Source organism: Paenibacillus sp. FSL R7-0302 (assembly GCF_038006885.1).
Lineage (GTDB): Bacteria > Bacillota > Bacilli > Paenibacillales > Paenibacillaceae > Paenibacillus_AQ.
In genome coordinates this window covers 2,384,403-2,400,918 of record NZ_JBBOWB010000001.1, presented here as the reverse complement: position 1 = coordinate 2,400,918, position 16,516 = coordinate 2,384,403, and the positions used below count along the sequence as shown (strand labels likewise).

Genomic DNA, 16,516 nt, shown 5'->3' with positions numbered 1-16,516 from the left:
CTATTGTAGAAAACTATACCCAACTGAATACCGAAGCAGCCCGAGCAGTGGAGAATTCCTGAGGTTCATGCGTATTACGCGTAACGTATGAGAACAGGCTTAACTTATCTCTCACATGTCTCTGTGCTGCTTATAGCACCGTGGACATGATAACCGCAATTACAGGCGTATCATCCGTTTTCGGATGGTACGCTTTTTCGCGTGCTGTGAGAGTGTGATCCGCTGCCCAAGTGTCTATGAATGTTCCGTTAACCAAGCCAACTTAGTAATTACTCCAAGCACGAAAGGAAGGGATTCATCTTGTTCTCCGTACTCCGAAATCTCGGCTGGTTCTTCCGCCGGGAAAAAAGGCGCTATACTATAGGCCTTATTCTTCTTATCGTGGTAGGTGTGCTCGAACTGCTGCCTCCACGCCTGCTGGGCAACGCCATTGACGAAATCGTCACCGGTGCCATCACTGCAGGTTCACTGATGAAATACATTGGCCTGATCGTACTTATGCTGCTGATCATTTACTGGATCACCTACATATGGATGCATAAGCTGTTCGGGGGTTCGAATCTGGTGGAGCGCCTGCTGCGCTCGCGGTTCATGAATCATCTCATGACGATGACCCCCGCCTTCTTCGAGCGTAACCGCACCGGCGATCTGATGGCCCGGGCCACCAACGATATCCGCGCCGTCTCCGCAACCGTAGGCTTCGGGATGCTCACTCTTGTCGACTCCACCGTATATCTCACGGTCGTCCTGTTCGCCATGGGGTTCCTGGTCAGCTGGAAGCTGACACTGGCTGCGGTCATCCCGCTTCCGATGATTGCGGTAGCCATGGTGTTCTACGGCAAAGCGATCCACGACCGCTACAGTCTGGCGCAGGATGCCTTCGGTGACATGAATGACCAGGTACTGGAATCCGTATCGGGTATCCGTGTCATCCGCGCTTATGTGCAGGAGCGGCACGATGAGAAGCGCTTCTCTGATATTACAGATGATGTGTACCGCAAAAATATGGCGGTCGCCCGGGTCGATGCCTTCTTCGAGCCGACGATCCGCTTGTTCGTGGGTCTCAGCTATATCATCGCCCTGACCTACGGAATCTATCTCGTATTCCGCAATCAGATTACGCTGGGCGATCTGGTGTCGTTCAACATGTACCTCGGGATGATCGTGTGGCCGATGTTCGCGATCGGCGAGCTGATTAATATCATGCAGCGCGGCGGCGCTTCACTGGAGCGGATCGACGAGACGCTGAATGCGAAGCCTGATGTCAAGGATGTGCCTCAGCCGGTTAAGGTAGCCCAGCCGACCACCATCGAGCTGAAGAATGTGACCTTCCGGTATCCGACCTCTACCATCGATAATCTCAGCGGAGTCAGCTTATCCCTCTCCCAAGGCCAGACGCTTGGCGTGGTCGGACGGACCGGCAGCGGCAAATCGACGCTGCTGAAGCAGCTGCTGCATGAATACCCGGCGGGCACAGGCGAGATTCTGATCTCCGGTGTGCCGATCACCCAGATCGCCCTCGACCAGCTTCATAGCTGGATGGGCTACGTGCCGCAGGAGCAGATCCTGTTCTCTAAGTCGGTTCGCGAGAATATCCAGTTCGGATACTCCGGGGCCAGCGATGAGCGGATCATGCAGGCCATTACCGCAGCAGCCTTCCAGAATGACCTCGGCACCCTATCCGACGGGCTGGATACAATGGTTGGCGAACGCGGCGTCTCCCTCTCCGGCGGGCAGAAGCAGCGTGTCTCCATCTCGCGCGCCTTCATTGCGAATCCGGACATTCTGATTCTGGATGACGCCTTGTCTGCTGTGGACGCGCGGACAGAAGCGAAGATCATCGAGAACATCCGCGAGGAGCGCAGCGGCAAAACCACGCTCATCTCCACCCACCGCCTCTCGGCGATTGAGCATGCCGATCTGATCGTTGTTCTCGAAGACGGGCATATTACAGAGCAGGGTACGCACCATGAGCTGCTGGAGCTGAACGGCTGGTACCGTGAGCAGTTCGACCGCCAGCAGGTCGAGAATAATCTGACGAATGAATAACCCCATACAGGAGGTGTCACCGTTGACACAGAGTACAGGCAAACGTCTGCTGCAATATGCACTGACCGCCAAAAAGACCTTCATCGCCGCCCTTCTGCTCCTGACCATCGGAGTAGCGGCTGAGCTGGCGGGGCCTTTTATCGCCAAGAGCATGATTGATAATCATCTGCTTGCGATTGAGAAGCCCTATTTCCAGACAGCCTCACCGGAAGGTGCCGCTGAATATAACAACACTTATTACAAACGCGGTGACAAATTTGCCGCTGACGAAGCCAAGGGCCAGGAGGTCCGCCTGCTTCAGGCGGGCAGAAGCTTCTACTTCATCAATGAAGCGGTAGCGAAGGCCGAAGGCGAGCGGAGCTTCGCGGACGGGAAGCTCCAGATTAAGTACGGTGAGCAGACGACGGCTTATCCGGCCGTCAAGCTGTCGGCGGGTGATCTGTTTTCCTTTTACAAACCGGAGCTTCCTGGTATCTATCAGTTAGTCGCTCTATACGCCATGTTCCTTGTGATCTCCATTATTGCTGAGTTCGGCAAAACCTACTGGCTGCAATCGTCTGCCAACCAGGTCATCCGCAAGCTGCGGACCGATGTCTATGCCCATATCCAGCGCCTGCCGGTCTATTTCTTCGATAATCTGCCTGCCGGTAAGGTAGTGTCCCGGGTTACCAACGATACGGAAGCAGTCAAGGATCTCTTCATTGCCGTGTTATCCAACTTCGCTACAGGAATCATCAATATCACCGGTGTCTATGTGGCCCTCTTCCTGCTCGATGTGAAGCTGGGACTGGTCAGCTTGTTCATCGTGCCGATTATTATTCTCTGGATCGTGCTGTACCGCAAAATCGCTACCAAATACAACACGATCATCCGCTCGCGGCTCAGTGAGATTAATGCCATTATCAACGAATCGATTCAGGGGATGTCGATCATCCGGATTTTTCGCCGCCAGAAGCAGAGTAGCGCTGAATTCGAGCAGCTCAATGACGACTATCTGAAATATCAGAACAAAATGCTCAACCTGAACGCCTTCACCTCCCACAACCTGGTGAACTCGCTGCGCAGCCTCTCCTTCGTGCTGGTGCTGTGGTACTTCGGCTTCGGCAGCCTGGACGGGTCGACCTTCGTATCCCTTGGTGTCCTGTATGCCTTCGTCGATGTGCTGGGCCGGATGTTCCAGCCGATTACGGGGATGGTCAACCAGCTGGCGAATCTGGACAGCTCGATGGTCTCTGCCGGCCGCGTGTTCACGCTGATGGATGAGCCTGGAGAGCCCGTCACAGACGGATCGATGCCGCGTTACAAGGGAAATGTCGTGTTCAAGGATGTCTCCTTTGCTTATAAAAAGGACTTCGTCCTGCGCGATATCTCCTTCGAGGCGCGCCCGGGCGAGACCGTCGCCCTTGTGGGCCATACCGGCTCCGGCAAAAGCTCCATCATTAACCTGCTGTTCCGCTTCTATGATCCGCAGCAAGGAAGCATCACGATCGACGGGCAGAAGGTCAAGGATCTGCCGAAGCAATGGCTGCGCAGTCATATGGGCATCGTGCTTCAGGACCCGTACCTCTTCACCGGAACCATTGCCTCCAATGTCAGTCTGGGTGACGAGCGGATCTCTAGAGAGCGTGTCGAACGCGCCTTGCGTGAGGTAGGGGCCGATAAACTGCTGGCTCATCTGCCGCAAGGCTTCGATGAACCGGTGATTGAGAAGGGCAGCACCCTGTCCGCCGGACAGCGGCAGCTGATCTCCTTCGCCAGAGCCTTATCCTTCGATCCGGCGATCCTGATTCTGGATGAAGCAACGTCCAACATCGATACCGAGACTGAGAGCATTATCCAGCAGGCGCTGGAGGTGCTGAAGAAAGGCCGGACCACCTTCATCATCGCCCACCGGCTGTCGACCATCCGCAGTGCGGACCAGATTCTGGTGCTGCACCGGGGCCAGATTGTCGAACGCGGCAGCCATGATGAGCTGATGGCGCAGGGCGGAAGGTACTTCCGCATGTATCAGCTTCAGCTGGGTGCAGGAGCCGGGAACGGCTCAGGCGAGCCGGCTCCTCTATCCGAGGGCCATACTGCTTCCGCTGTACTCCGGCCATCGCTGGAACAGCTCTAATCCAGTTGCTTAGGGCAGGCTGCTTAAGTCCGCGTGCGGGCAACCGCTTGTACCGCTCAGATCGTTAATAATTCGTACCAAGAACACCCCTTGATGCTTACAGGCGTCAGGGGGTGTCTTATACTTGATATCAGAACATTTGTTCTGTATAATGAAGCAATACATATTATGGGTGAGGTGAAGATGATGATAACCTACAGTCTTAGCAAGCGGCAAGCCCGGCTGTTCCTGCTGCGCCATCAGCGGCTCGTCCCGGACGGATTACCCGGCGGCAAGCAGAGCATCTATGACTTCGTCCGGCATGTAGGCTGTATCCAGTATGATCCGCTCAGCATAGCCGGACATAACCACGAGCTGGTGCTTCAGGCGAGAATCCCCGGCTTCGTGCCCGAGATGGCCAATGAGCTGCTATATAAGGACAGGCTGCTGATTGACGGCTGGGATAAGAACATGTCGATCTACTGCACGGAAGACTGGCCGTATTTCCAGCGCCGCCGGGAAGCTGCCGCCAGGCATCAGCATAACGAGGCCATGGCGGGCATGATTACCCATGTCCGTGCTGAGCTGGATGCACGAGGGCCACTCTCGTCACTGGACCTGGAGAGTACGGAGAAGATCGACTGGTCCTGGGCTCCGGCAAGACTCTCCCGGGCCGCCATGGAGAGCATGTACTTCTGGGGCGAGCTATCCATCCATCACCGGGTGCACACCCGGCGTTATTACGACTACACGGCCAAGCTGCTGCCTCCTGAACTGCTAAGTGCAAGCGATCCTAACGAGACGCTGGAGCAGCATCACGATTGGTATGTGCTGCGCCGGATCGGCAGCATCGGCCTGCAATGGAACCGGTCCGGGGACGGCTGGCTTGGCATCGCAGGCCTGAAGAGCAAGGAACGGACAGCGTCCGTGCAGCGGCTGCTGCAGAAGGACCTGCTCCGCGAGGTACAGGTGGACGGCCTGAAGCTGCCGCTATACATCCGCACAGCAGACGTCCCTGAGCTTGAAGCTATATTGCTTCAGGATGATACTGCGGGCGCAAATGAATCCGCAGCCGGGCCGCAGGCTGGTAATGAGGGTGGGGCCGGTCATGCTGGAGGAGCGGCCTCCTTCGCGGCGGCACTGGCTCCGCTGGACAATCTGCTGTGGGACAGAGAGCTGATCCTCCAGCTATTCGGCTTTCAATACCGCTGGGAGGTCTACAAGCCTGTGCTTGAACGGGAATACGGGTACTATGTCCTCCCACTCCTCTACGGTGACCGCTTCATCGGTCGGCTGGAACCGGTGATGAACAAGAAGACCGGCGTACTAACCATCGTCCGCTGGTGGTGGGAGGCCGGAGAAGCGCTTGAACGCTCCATGCTCCCCGCTCTCACCAGGGCCTTCTCCTCGCTGCAACACTCGACCGGAGCCTCCTCAATCCGCTTCGCGCCGGATGTCGTTCGATCTTGCAGGCTGCAGGAGCTGGAGGAGGCCCTGTCTGCCAATGCGGTAAAAACAAATTAATCCGATTATCTGATAACCCTGCGGGTGGGGGTTGGAAGGACTTATGCGGTCGTCCGCCCACTTCTGGGGCAATCGGCGAATTCAGGGGCACTAGTGCTCTTCATTTGAGCGTTTGGCTCGTATTCGCTGAATTCGGGGGCACTAGTGCCCCTCATTTGGGCGTTTGGCTCGTATTCGTTGAATTCAGGGGCACTTCTACCCCTCGCGGCTCTCCGTCAGCCCACATAACGCCTCTCCAGCACATTGTACTCGGTTTTCCGCATACATCCGGCCCACTATTACGCTCAGCTCGTATAACCAAAGAAAACTCCGGCTGTCGCAGTCTTACTGCGAAAGCCGGAGTCTTCTTGTAAGTGTAACTATATTTCATTGATTACCTTATTGGATATGCTCTTCCTCAAGGCCAAGCTTGCTGTACATCTCAGTACAATAGCCCTGCAGCTTAATCTCCAGCCGGCTCGCCTTGTTCTTGAAGCGTTTCAGTTCACGAATCATATGGGCCCGGCCGGCCGGGGTGAAGGTCTCTTGAATCCGTTCCTTGAAGTAATCATGGACAATATGATTGCGTTCCTTCCATACGGCCTGCAATTGACTCGTCTCTTCCTCAGAGAAGGGGAAGTGATGCTGGATTTCTTTGATGAGTTGGCCGAGTGAATTGCTAAGCTTGCGTTGATACAATTCTGCGATTTCGGCGTCAGTTGGCGTCTTGCCCCGCGACAGCTTCGTCAGCAGCAGCAGATTCGTTAATTGCTGCTCCAGCGCCTGGCAATAGTAGACAGCCAGCCCGAAATAAGCAAATAGCTCTTTGGACTGTTCACTCTCCGGTATTTGTGTATCCTTCATCGTTCCTCCCGTTCTTGATCTGGTTATTTGATTTGTGTGTAGATTGAACTTTTCGTTCTATTTCGGAATGGCCGTTGCTGCGGTGAACATTTGGACTTCCGGCCGCTGTTATGTTTGGATTTCCCGATTCAAGCTGTTAGCCGCAGTAGGAATCCAAACATAAAGGCGGACGCTACCGCTCCTACAGTTCCAAATTTCCCCTCCGCCACTTTTTTCAAATTGTAAATCATCAAGGTCAAAGGACACAGCTCAGTTTGTTTTGTTATAGTCCATACGGCCGGTACGGTAAATGTAGAACCCGGCAAGCAATATTATGTACGCCAACGCGTGGGCATAGGCTCCTAGCACGGAGGACACTGGCAGAGTCTCTGCATTCATCATCCTGTCCATGACCGGGTATACCGGGGGCAGGAGAATAGATACAACAGGCCCCGGCACCACATCAGCCACTTTACCGGCGCTAATAGATAGAATGAGGAGGATCAGCATCATTCCGGCCGCATATCCAGCCCGCGGTACCCACGAGGATTGCAGGTACAAGGAGAGTGTAATCCCTAATAACCCCATTAGAGCATGTCCGGCCAAACCAAGCAATATCCGCTGAAGTCCGGCAGGTTCATGGAAGCTTCCGGTCAAGACGGGGTACATAACAATGATGACATCCAGCAGCAGCGTAAGCAGGACCAGGGTCAGCAGACCGCCGATACTGTAGCGGCGGGCACTGCGGAGCTGAACGATAACCACCTGCTTCTGCACCGCCTGCTCATGGTTAAGGAAGCTTAAGCCGAGCCACGCACAGGCTATGAATAGAAAGACTGCCGTAGCCGAGTAGCTGCTCATGACCGGATTAGGCTTATAGGAATAGAGAATTAATACCGCAATTATTACACCGGCAACCGGTCCGAAGAACCGCTGGGAGACTGTATAACTGTGCAAAAAATAACCGATTAGCCCTTTCACCCGCGTCCACTCCCGCTCTGATCCTTGGGGTCCATCCACTCGGCCAGGTCACTTAATCCCCCGAGAGGCTTCACTGAAACTATGGAACCGCCCGCAGCAAGAATCTGCTGCAGGCAGGTATCTGACATTTTCTGTTCTACAGTCAACCCTGTACACGCTGTACCGGCGAAGTCCGGCTCCGGCAGCACGCGGATGACTCCAGGCAAGGCTTCCAGAGCCCGCTGGGCTTGTCCCGGCAGTGCTGTATAGACGATATCCACTACTGGAGCACTCTTCAGCTTCTCCGCTCCATGAATCGTCCGGAGGGTCTGCCCTTCATGTAATACATATACTGTATCCGCGACAGCTTCGATGATCTGCGGTTCATGAACGGACAAGACGAGTGCCGTCCCCTCCGCCTTCAGTTCCAGCAATATTTCGATAAGCGTATCTTGTGCGGGCAGATCCAGTCCCGACATGGGCTCGTCAAGCAACAGCAGCTGCGGCCGGATGAGCAGGCTCTGGATCAGGTTGACCTTCTGCAGCATTCCCTTGGAGAAGCCTGCCAGCTTGCGGCTGCGGGAGGCTTCGAGACTGAACAGCTGCAGCAGTTCGTTAATCCGGGACCCCGAAGCCTCTTCGGAGAGTCCGGCAATCCGGCCCATACAGCGCAGATAGTCTTCGGCGGTGAGCTTCAAGCCGGGAAATGCCTCAGGTGCATAACCTGTGGTTATCGCCCGACGGTCACAGATAAGATCACCGGAGGACAGCTTCAGCAGCCCCGCGAGGATGGATAACAGCGTACTCTTGCCGGACCCGTTACGGCCGATGAGAGCCGTGGCCGTGCCGGGAAGAACCGTCATCGATATTCCGGTCAGAACCGGGCGGCTTCCATATCGCTTGCTTCCTTCGGTAATTGTAATTAGAGATGTTGCATTCGTGGCTTCCAGGCCTCCTTCCATTCGTGCATGCCTCTGGGCCGCATCGAACGGCAGCCTGATTGTTCTCTTATGTAACATTCGCCGGAATGGCTTTATTCTCCTTTTTATTTTCGTGAATCCATGAATTTCACATTGAAAAAAACCAGAACTGTGCAGAAAAAATCCGCACCCGCCCTGGTTCCTGTTAAGTATTCAATGCTATATATGTTAGTCCTAATGGGTGATGTCAGGCGTAGACTTCAACAGCTTCACTGACCAATCTGCAGGCCATGGCTGCATTGCGGCAGGCATCAATGCAATCCTGGCAATGGTTATGCTTATGACGGCTACTTGTGTCTGCGCAGCGGTCACAGATGTCAGCACATAATTTGAGGATTTCGGCCACGAACGGGCTTTGGCGGGTCATCGCCTGAATAGCGAAGGAACAGATATCTGCGCATTCACGGTCCAACTGGATGCTCTCCCGCAGATCGGCCAGATCATATTCCTTTAGGCTTGAGACATAGCTATAGTTACAGGCATCCATACATTTAATCAAAGCATTAATGCATTCCTGATATTGAATTCGGGTCATAGCCTTACAACCTCCTGCAATTAGTATAGGGTATGCCTATGTATTAACCTGCAAGAATAAGAACGAACCATTCATAAGGAACTGCAGATTGTTAACTATAGGCTTCGTTTGACCGCTGCGGGTCTGGACAGCAGACGTCCCTCCAGGCGCAGAAGTTCCCTGCGCAGCTCACCGGAGGAGAAATGCTCACCTATGAAAACCGCAACATCCGGCACCTCGCCCTGGGGCGTAATTCTCATAAAATCCGCTTCTCTGTAGGCGTACTGAAACAGAAACCGGCTGGAGGTATCGGTAAAAGTTACGATCCCCTTGGCCCGGTACACATCACGTGGCAGCTCCTTCACAAACCGTTCGAATTCCTCGCTGTTCACGGGATTCTGGAAATAATGCGTGTAAGCCATCACATGATCATGCGAAGCATGCATCGCCCCTTCAGCTCCGCCCTCCGTATGCTCCCCGCCCTCAGGCCGGTCTTCCCTATGAACGGCTCCCACACTGCCCAGCAGCACTTCCGGCTCCAGTTCACAGCGTACCGCCGGCAGAATCTCCGCGTACGCATTCCACTTACGCAGCACCTCCGAGATCTCTGCAATCTCTGCGGCTTGAATGCGGTCTGTCTTGTTCAGAATCAGGACGGATGCACAGCGGATCTGCTCCTGCATCAGACGGTAGGTAGCCCCTTGCTGGGAGCGGTACAGCTCCAGCAGATGGGCAGCATCGACGACGGTAATCAGCCCCTTCAGCTCCACCTGCTGATATAGCGAGGTCTCCGTTACTGCATCCACAATCTCCAGCGGGTTGGCTGCGCCTGTAGCCTCGATGATAACAACATCCGGCGATTCTTTTTTGACCAGCGTGGTCAGCTCCGTGCTTAAGTCCCCTCTGCTGGTGCAGCAGATACAGCCGCCCAGCATCTCTGCCATCGGCACAGACTGCTCCACCAGCAGGCCGTCCAGATTCACCTCACCCAGCTCGTTCATAATTACGGCCGGACGGAGGCCCTGAAGCTTCCAATGATCCAAGAGACGCTGCAATAATGTTGTCTTGCCGCTGCCGAGAAATCCCGACAAGATATATACTGGTAATGACTGTTCCAAGTTTGCTCTCTCCCTGCCTCAATCGGTTATGGTAGCGAGTGTACTACAATGACCGCCTCTGTGCAAGGCGGCACTGCCAGGTGAGGCATACATCAGCTTCCCCGGAGCTTGTTATTGCCGCTTCCATCCCCTATCATGGGAAATATAAGCTGCACAGCAGTTACAAAAAGGAGCTGGTTCGTATCTCATCCGTCGAAGAACACCGGAGCGAAGCCCCGGATTCAGTCGCTTGCTACATCATAACGGTCTCGGACACCCGGACCATCGATACGGACACCGGAGGGCCGCTGATCCAGAGTCTGCTGGAAGCTGCCGGTTATACCGTGACCGGCCGCACCATCGTCAAGGATGATTATGAAGATATCCGGGAGCTGGTCTACAAAAGCTCCGTCCATTCCGGCATCGAAGCTGTGCTTCTGACCGGAGGGACCGGCATTTCCCCCCGTGACACCACCTATGAGGCCGTAGCCTCTCTGCTGGACAAGTCGCTGCCGGGCTTCGGGGAGATTTTCCGGCTGCTGAGCTTCACGGAAGATATCGGCTCTGCCGCCATGCTTAGCCGGGCCATTGCCGGGACGATCGGCAGTACCGCTGTCTTCTCCATGCCCGGCTCCACCGGTGCGATCAAGCTGGCCATGGAACGGCTGATCCTGCCCGAGCTGCGCCATGTCATGCGCGAGATCTACAAGCGTTCGTGAGACGCAGCATGGCCGGACACCTATTTTGCCGGAATCTAGACGAATGAACAAGCAGGCTCCTGCATAACGCGTATACTGGCATAAGTCCACTGCGAAGGAGCTGAGTGTAATGAGAAATTGTCCGAAATGTCCTGCTGAAACGGTTACAGATCCCACACAGGTTGTATATGAAGATTACTATCATCCCCAGGTGGTCCAGGTGGTCCACCATGTCGAGGTCGTCAGACGCCACCACTGTGTTCCGGTCCCTCACCATATCTACACTTATTCCGTCCGGGATGAAATGTGCGGGCCTACCGCAATGGTGCGCAGCAGAAAAAGATAGTCTAGTCTGCCTCTCCGGTCTATAAGATAGTATATTGTAAAAGGCAAAACCGCCGTCTGCGCGTGAAAGATACGCGCAGCGGCGGTTTTGTCTTTTCCGGGAAAGTCTATACAATTGGCGGGTCTGTATGAACGTCTGCATCGGGTGCTGTAGCCGCCCAGCGTGTGAAGGTGACCTGAAACCCGGCCCGCGTTGGAGCACACAGGAAGGGTCCCGCCTGACTGCCAGTCTCATAAGGAAACCGGGCAACGCGGATAGTCCGCCAGGGATGATTCTCTGTTCGCGCTCTGAGGATTACCGCATCCTTCATCCGTGAAGCCCGCAGGGTAATTACTTCGCCCTTCCACTCGGGCACAGGGGACAATGACCAGTCAGAGTAACCGTCCGTCACGACTGCACCTATATGGGGAACACCGTCATTCACCTCAATACCGGCTTTGATCCATTGCTCACCGCTGTGCCATAGCATAATACCTGCCTGGTCGTACAGCTCCGTGAACCCGTCCAACGCAAAGCTGATCTCTACCGCTTCTGCCTTATCCCAAGGGGCAAGCAGCGCATGACCATTGTCATGCTGGAAGCCGTACATCGTCTTTTCCCAGTAATCACTGCCCTTCGCTGCATGGGCCACCAGTTGACCGTCTGCGGTCCTGCTGGACACCGGTTCATTGCTCCATACTCCATCCTGCCATTCTATGAATCTCATTACAGCCTCACCTCTCCTTGTCGTTTGCTCATCATCCGGTTAATGATTTCAGAGCTTACTATCATCACTATGATATACCCAATCATTGCCGGCGGGAGAATCATGAAGGTGCTCCGCGCCGCCGCCCAACCCAACAGTGGAGGCAGAAATGCACCGCCGGTGTAAGCCAAGGCCATCTGATACCCCATAATCTTCTGCGAATGCTCCGCTCCGAACCGGGCGGGCGTCTCATGCAGCATGCAGGGGAAGATCGGTGCTGAGCCCAGGCCAATCAGAATAAAGGCGACCAGTGAATACACATCCGGCAGCGGCAAGGCCAGCAGCAGCGAACCAGCGAGTGAGATCGCCAGCCCGCCGCGAATCAGCGTACGGTTGCTGAACCGGAAGGTAATGAAGCCAGTAATCAGCCGCCCGGCCGTGATTCCGCCATAATAGAGTGAGACCCATCCGGCAGCCGTTGCCGGGGATACCTCCTTGACGTTCACCAGATAACTGCTGCCCCATAGCCCCACTGTAGCTTCCACTCCGCAATAGAACAGGAAGGTGAGCATCGCCAGCTTCACGCCCGGGATGCGGAGCACCTTACCCTCAGCGGGAACGGCCGGAGGCCGGGAATCTAACTTCTCAGACCTCTCTACAGGCTTCTGGCCGCCCCGTTTGCTTACCTTTGTCCACAGCGGCAGACTGAAGAACAGTACCACGAGGCCAGCAGAGCCACCCACACGACGGAAGAGGAATAAGAGAAGCCTAGCAGGGCCAGAGCGGTTACCGCCACGCTGATAAAAGTAACCATCCCCGTCCCGAGCCGCTTCAGCACCACACTGCTGGCCAAGCTTGAGATAATCGTCCCGGCGACTACTATCATCGACAGCAGTCCGGCCAGCTCAACCGGCGCCCCGAAATCCAGCCGGATAATCGGCCAGGCTGACCCAAGCATCGAATCCGGCAGTCCCAGGCTGATGAACGCCAGATAAATAATGATTAAGAATACCGTTGCCATGTTACTCCCGCCTAACCTTTCATTGTAGGTGAACTATCCCATCGATAGAGTTGCCAGCTTCTTGGAAGCGACTTTTTTCATTTGCGTTTCCCCTCGTTACTATATCATGTTACATAATTATTTTATAATATTCTTCCGGGCTAGTTACAGCTGCAAAATAGCCCGGCAGAGTGACTCTGCCGGGCGGGTACTAACTTTAGCTATTGCTTGCTTTTATGAATGCTAAGACTCCAATAGACCTTACACCTTACAAGTCTGGATGCTCATGCTTCGCCTTGAGGCGGCTCCAGCGGCGCTGTACTTCACCCTCAAAGCTGCGCAGGGCCGGTTCATTCTCCGGCTTCAGCAAATGGCGGGTCTTGCCCATTGTCTTCAGCCAGGCGGATACTTCTATCCGTTTGTCCTTATCTTCCGGGTTATAGGTGATACTCGTAATTCCCTGCTCTACTTCATAGAGCGGGAAGAAGCAGGATTCGACAGCCAGGGACACGATATCTGTGCCGTCCTTGTCGTCGCTCATCCAGTTCAGCGGACAGGCAATGAGAATCTTGCCGTAGACCAGACCTTCATTTTGCGCATACCACTGGGCCTTCGCCGCCTTCTTCAGCATATCCTGCGGATAAGCTTCACAGCCGGTAAAGACATAAGGAATATTGGTAGCCGCCATAATCTGCGCTGTATCCTTGTGCTGGGTCACCTTGCCCTGCTGGGTTTTGCCGATGCTTGAGGTGGAAGTCCGGTGTCCGAGCGGTGTCGAATAGGACTGCTGCGCCCCTGTATTCATATATCCTTCGTTATCATATTCCACAATGATCATCTTGTGGCCGCGCAGCGCTGCACCGATTGCAGGTCCCATCCCGATGTCCATCCCGCCGTCGCCGGTAACCATAACGAACGTGAAGTCTTCCTTCAGCCCCAGCCCGTCAAGCTCACCGCGGCGTTTGCGTTCCCAGAACATCTCAACCACACCGGACAGCGTAGCTGCGCCATTCTGGAACAGATTGTGGATGAACGTCGATTTATGGGAGGAATACGGATATCCGGTAGTCGTTACCATCGCGCAGCCGGTGTGGTAGAGCGCTACGATATCGCCTTCGATCCCTTTGAAGAACAGCTCCAGCCCGGAGAAAATCCCGCAGCCCGGACATGCCCCATGTCCTGGAGACAGGCGTCTTGGCTTCTTCATCAGCGAACGAACCGGCGGAACTCTGACACTCAGCTTGCCGGTCTCTTCGTTCCGGGTTACCGTGATCAGGCCGGTCTTCAGCTTATCGAAGTCCATCGGCTTCAAGAGGCGCTTCGGCGCATTCTCCGGCGCTCCCGGATTATGGCCATAGTAATCGAACGGAATCTCTACACGGTCCGCAACAACAGCATCCATAGCCAACTGGAAGAAGTGATGTCCGTCTTCGGCATAGAAGTCTTTACCGCCCAGACCGTAGATCCGGCTAATCACCTTAGTCGTTGTATTGCCGTAAGTGAACAGTGCAGCCTTAATCTCGTTCACCATGTTACCGCCGTGTCCGCCAACCGAATCGGCACGGTCACCTACAGTAATGGCTTTGACATGCTTCAGCGCTTCGGCAATCTGCTTCTGCGGGAACGGACGGATCATGTTCGGGGAGATTGCCCCTGCCTTGATTCCCTGCTCACGGAGCTGATCCACTACGTCCTTAATGATCTCCGAAGCCGAGTTCATCAGGAAGACAGCAACATCGGCATCCTCCATCCGGTACTGCTCGATCATCTCATAATGGCGTCCGGTCAGCTCTGCGAATTCCTGGGCGATTTCTTCAAAGACTTCACCCGCATTGTACATCGCAACGGATTGCTGATAGCGGTTGTTGATGTAATCCGGTTCATTCATGTAAGGTCCCACAGTGACCGGATTATTGCGGTCCAGGGTATCGGTGAAGCCTGCAGGCGGTTGTTCGCCAACGAACTTGTGAACATCCTCACGGTGGGCAAAAGCCTGTACCCGGCGCTTCTGGTGCGAAGTGAAGTAACCGTCAGAGGCTACCATCACCGGCAGCCGGACTTTGGCGTGTTCCGCCAGCTTCAGCGCCATCAGGTTCATATCATAGACCGACTGCGGATCACGGCACATCAGGATCGGCCAGCCGGTGTTCAGGGCGAAATACAGATCGGAGTGATCTCCGTGAATATTCAGCGGTCCTGAGATCGAACGGCAGACCAGATTCATGACCATCGGCATCCGCGTACCTGCTTGTACAGGCAATTGCTCCAGCATGAACATGTACCCTTGAGCGCTGGTTGCGTTGAACACACGGCCGCCTGCCGTCGAAGCACCGTAGCAGATCCCGGCGGAGCTGTGCTCGCCGTCGGACGGTACCAGCATAATATCGTGCTGGCCGCTGGCTTTCATCGTATCGAGGAACTGAGCCACCTCAGTCGATGGGGAGATCGGGAAATAACCCATGACATGATAGTTAATCTGATGCGCGGCATAGGCCGCCATTTCATTACCGGACTCGTATAGGAATTTCTGCTCCACCTTGGCGGAGCCTAGTTCTTTTTCATAATCAATAGCCACAATGTATTCCACCTTTCTTCCGGGTTTTAGACTGGAGTTACCAGATCGAACTGATGCTTAACGGCATGGCTGTCCGCATAGCCTTCCTTCTCCCTCATGCTGGATAATGCCGAGGTCGGGCAGGCACCGATGCATTTCAGGCAGCCTTTACAGTACTGGTAGTCAATACCGAGCAGGAACATCTGCGAACGGCCCTTGCGGTCCAGGCGCTCTTCCCACACGAAGCATTGGTCAGGACATACCGTGTCACACTGTGCACAGTTGATACAGGACTCGATCTCAAATGCCGGAAGCATACCGGAACGGGAGATGCTGAGATTCTTCAGGAAGCTGCTGCCCGGGTTCGTGATCGTACCGCCCATCGGCTGAGTCTCGTAACCGAGAGCCGAGATATCAGAACGGACATATTCCGGCATGCTGTCGCCGGCAGCCAGCTCGAACTGCATGAATTTCACTTCATTGTAGCCGCGCTCAAAGGTGGTGATTGCCGACTGGACGGCCTGCGGATATTTTTTGCCGAGCGACTTCTCAATGACGCCCTTCATAATATCTGTATCCAGGAACGGGCAGAGCCGGAACAGCGCTCCGAGCATGGCCATGTTAACACGGTTCTTCTCCTTGAGTGCGATGCTGGTAGCATCGATTACCGCAATCGTGCCGGCCTTCATCTTCAGCAGCTCTCTGAGTTCTTCCGGCGTCTTGGCCGAGTTCACAAGAACGGTGCTGTGTTCATGAATTCCGCTGGTTACATTAACGGTCTTGGCAAGTGCTTCGTGAAATACGCCGACAACATGCGGACGCTCGACCGGTGAAGTATCGCGGATATGGGTATCCATATCACAGAAGCGGATGTGAGCCTTAACCGCAGACCCCTTCTTCTCCGAACCGTACGATGAGAAGCTGACGCCGTTCAGCCCTGCGCCGACCACTCCTGCTTCCGCCAGCATTTTACCTGCCAGGTTCGCGCCCAGGCCTCCAATGGATTCCAGACGAATCTCAAAGAATCCCAGTTCATTTACTATTGGCAATTGTACCACCGACATAACCCCTTTCTTAGTACATCCTTTTGACTTTTTCAACGATTGTAACTTGATTTTGCAAGCCGCGAAGTGACATATCTTGCATTTTCCACGCTCAGGAAATCACAGTTCTTTATAGATTTATGCAGGTT

Annotated in this window: 15 protein-coding genes; 5 read left to right on the top strand and 10 right to left on the bottom strand. The window is 54.6% G+C overall.

The genetic code is table 11. The features are described from left to right. The first annotated feature begins 300 nt into the window (after positions 1–300). The 3 genes from MKY96_RS10465 to MKY96_RS10455 all read left to right on the top strand — a co-directional run bounded on the left by MKY96_RS10465 (position 301) and on the right by MKY96_RS10455 (position 5,668). Positions 301–2,049 (top strand): ABC transporter ATP-binding protein, encoded by a 1,749-nt coding sequence (locus MKY96_RS10465; protein ID WP_340940232.1) that lies wholly within the window; start codon positions 301–303, stop codon positions 2,047–2,049. 22 nt (positions 2,050–2,071) lie between these two features. Further along, entirely contained in the window at positions 2,072–4,165 is a 2,094-nt protein-coding gene (locus tag MKY96_RS10460) for an ABC transporter ATP-binding protein (protein WP_340940231.1), read from the top strand. A 183-nt stretch (positions 4,166–4,348) separates the two neighbouring features. After that, positions 4,349–5,668 carry a winged helix DNA-binding domain-containing protein gene (locus tag MKY96_RS10455; protein WP_340940230.1) on the top strand — a complete coding sequence of 440 codons (1,320 nt, stop codon included), beginning with the start codon at positions 4,349–4,351 and terminating at the stop codon, positions 5,666–5,668. 378 nt (positions 5,669–6,046) lie between these two features. On the opposite strand, the gene MKY96_RS10450 is transcribed toward MKY96_RS10455, so the two are convergent. The 5 genes from MKY96_RS10450 to MKY96_RS10430 form a co-directional block, all read right to left on the bottom strand. Continuing rightward, positions 6,047–6,511, bottom strand: coding sequence for a hypothetical protein (locus MKY96_RS10450; protein ID WP_339310040.1), 465 nt, complete (start codon positions 6,509–6,511; stop codon positions 6,047–6,049). A gap of 249 nt (positions 6,512–6,760) precedes the next feature. Then, positions 6,761–7,447 (bottom strand): hypothetical protein, encoded by a 687-nt coding sequence (locus MKY96_RS10445; protein ID WP_340940228.1) that lies wholly within the window; start codon positions 7,445–7,447, stop codon positions 6,761–6,763. A gap of 20 nt (positions 7,448–7,467) precedes the next feature. Then, positions 7,468–8,412, bottom strand: coding sequence for an ABC transporter ATP-binding protein (locus tag MKY96_RS10440; protein WP_340940226.1), 945 nt, complete (start codon positions 8,410–8,412; stop codon positions 7,468–7,470). Positions 8,413–8,617: 205 nt separating this feature from the next. Next, a complete protein-coding gene (locus tag MKY96_RS10435) occupies positions 8,618–8,965 on the bottom strand; it encodes a four-helix bundle copper-binding protein (RefSeq protein ID WP_340940225.1) in 348 nt (115 codons plus the stop codon). A gap of 95 nt (positions 8,966–9,060) precedes the next feature. Further along, on the bottom strand, positions 9,061–10,062 hold the full coding sequence (locus MKY96_RS10430) for a CobW family GTP-binding protein (RefSeq protein ID WP_340940224.1): 1,002 nt from the start codon (positions 10,060–10,062) through the stop codon (positions 9,061–9,063). 182 nt (positions 10,063–10,244) lie between these two features. Between MKY96_RS10430 and MKY96_RS10425 the strand changes: the two genes are divergently transcribed. Further along, positions 10,245–10,760: a molybdopterin-binding protein gene (locus MKY96_RS10425; protein WP_143803890.1), complete on the top strand. Its 516-nt coding sequence runs from the start codon at positions 10,245–10,247 to the stop codon at positions 10,758–10,760. A gap of 109 nt (positions 10,761–10,869) precedes the next feature. Beyond that, positions 10,870–11,085 carry a hypothetical protein gene (locus MKY96_RS10420; RefSeq protein ID WP_081751113.1) on the top strand — a complete coding sequence of 72 codons (216 nt, stop codon included), beginning with the start codon at positions 10,870–10,872 and terminating at the stop codon, positions 11,083–11,085. A 106-nt stretch (positions 11,086–11,191) separates the two neighbouring features. Here the strand turns inward: MKY96_RS10420 and MKY96_RS10415 are convergent, their stop codons facing one another. The 5 genes from MKY96_RS10415 to MKY96_RS10395 form a co-directional block, all read right to left on the bottom strand. Continuing rightward, a complete protein-coding gene (locus MKY96_RS10415; protein ID WP_340940223.1) occupies positions 11,192–11,791 on the bottom strand; it encodes a DUF1349 domain-containing protein in 600 nt (199 codons plus the stop codon). Then, positions 11,791–12,513: an MFS transporter gene (locus MKY96_RS10410; RefSeq protein WP_340940222.1), complete on the bottom strand. Its 723-nt coding sequence runs from the start codon at positions 12,511–12,513 to the stop codon at positions 11,791–11,793. The genes MKY96_RS10415 and MKY96_RS10410 overlap by 1 nt, the downstream gene beginning before the upstream one ends. Continuing rightward, the gene (locus MKY96_RS10405; protein WP_340940220.1) at positions 12,453–12,791 is read right to left on the bottom strand and encodes a hypothetical protein; all 339 of its coding nucleotides are present in this window, start codon (positions 12,789–12,791) and stop codon (positions 12,453–12,455) included. The genes MKY96_RS10410 and MKY96_RS10405 overlap by 61 nt, the downstream gene beginning before the upstream one ends. 247 nt (positions 12,792–13,038) lie before the next feature. Next, a complete protein-coding gene (locus MKY96_RS10400) occupies positions 13,039–15,345 on the bottom strand; it encodes a thiamine pyrophosphate-dependent enzyme (protein WP_036724568.1) in 2,307 nt (768 codons plus the stop codon). A gap of 26 nt (positions 15,346–15,371) precedes the next feature. Then, positions 15,372–16,382, bottom strand: a complete 1,011-nt coding sequence (locus MKY96_RS10395) for a 2-oxoacid:acceptor oxidoreductase family protein (protein ID WP_036724606.1) — start codon at positions 16,380–16,382, stop codon at positions 15,372–15,374. Between the last annotated feature and the right edge of the window lie 134 nt (positions 16,383–16,516).

Excerpts from the sequence above, each read along its gene's own strand:
- MKY96_RS10420 (WP_081751113.1), top strand. The coding sequence starts at position 10,870 with ATGAGAAATTGTCCGAAATGTCCTGCTGAAACGGTTACAGATCCCACA.
- MKY96_RS10455 (WP_340940230.1), top strand. The coding sequence starts at position 4,349 with ATGATGATAACCTACAGTCTTAGCAAGCGGCAAGCCCGGCTGTTCCTG.
- MKY96_RS10415 (WP_340940223.1), bottom strand. The coding sequence starts at position 11,791 with ATGAGATTCATAGAATGGCAGGATGGAGTATGGAGCAATGAACCGGTG.
- MKY96_RS10405 (WP_340940220.1), bottom strand. The coding sequence starts at position 12,791 with ATGGCAACGGTATTCTTAATCATTATTTATCTGGCGTTCATCAGCCTG.
- MKY96_RS10450 (WP_339310040.1), bottom strand. The coding sequence starts at position 6,511 with ATGAAGGATACACAAATACCGGAGAGTGAACAGTCCAAAGAGCTATTT.
- MKY96_RS10435 (WP_340940225.1), bottom strand. The coding sequence starts at position 8,965 with ATGACCCGAATTCAATATCAGGAATGCATTAATGCTTTGATTAAATGT.
- MKY96_RS10440 (WP_340940226.1), bottom strand. The coding sequence starts at position 8,412 with ATGGAAGGAGGCCTGGAAGCCACGAATGCAACATCTCTAATTACAATT.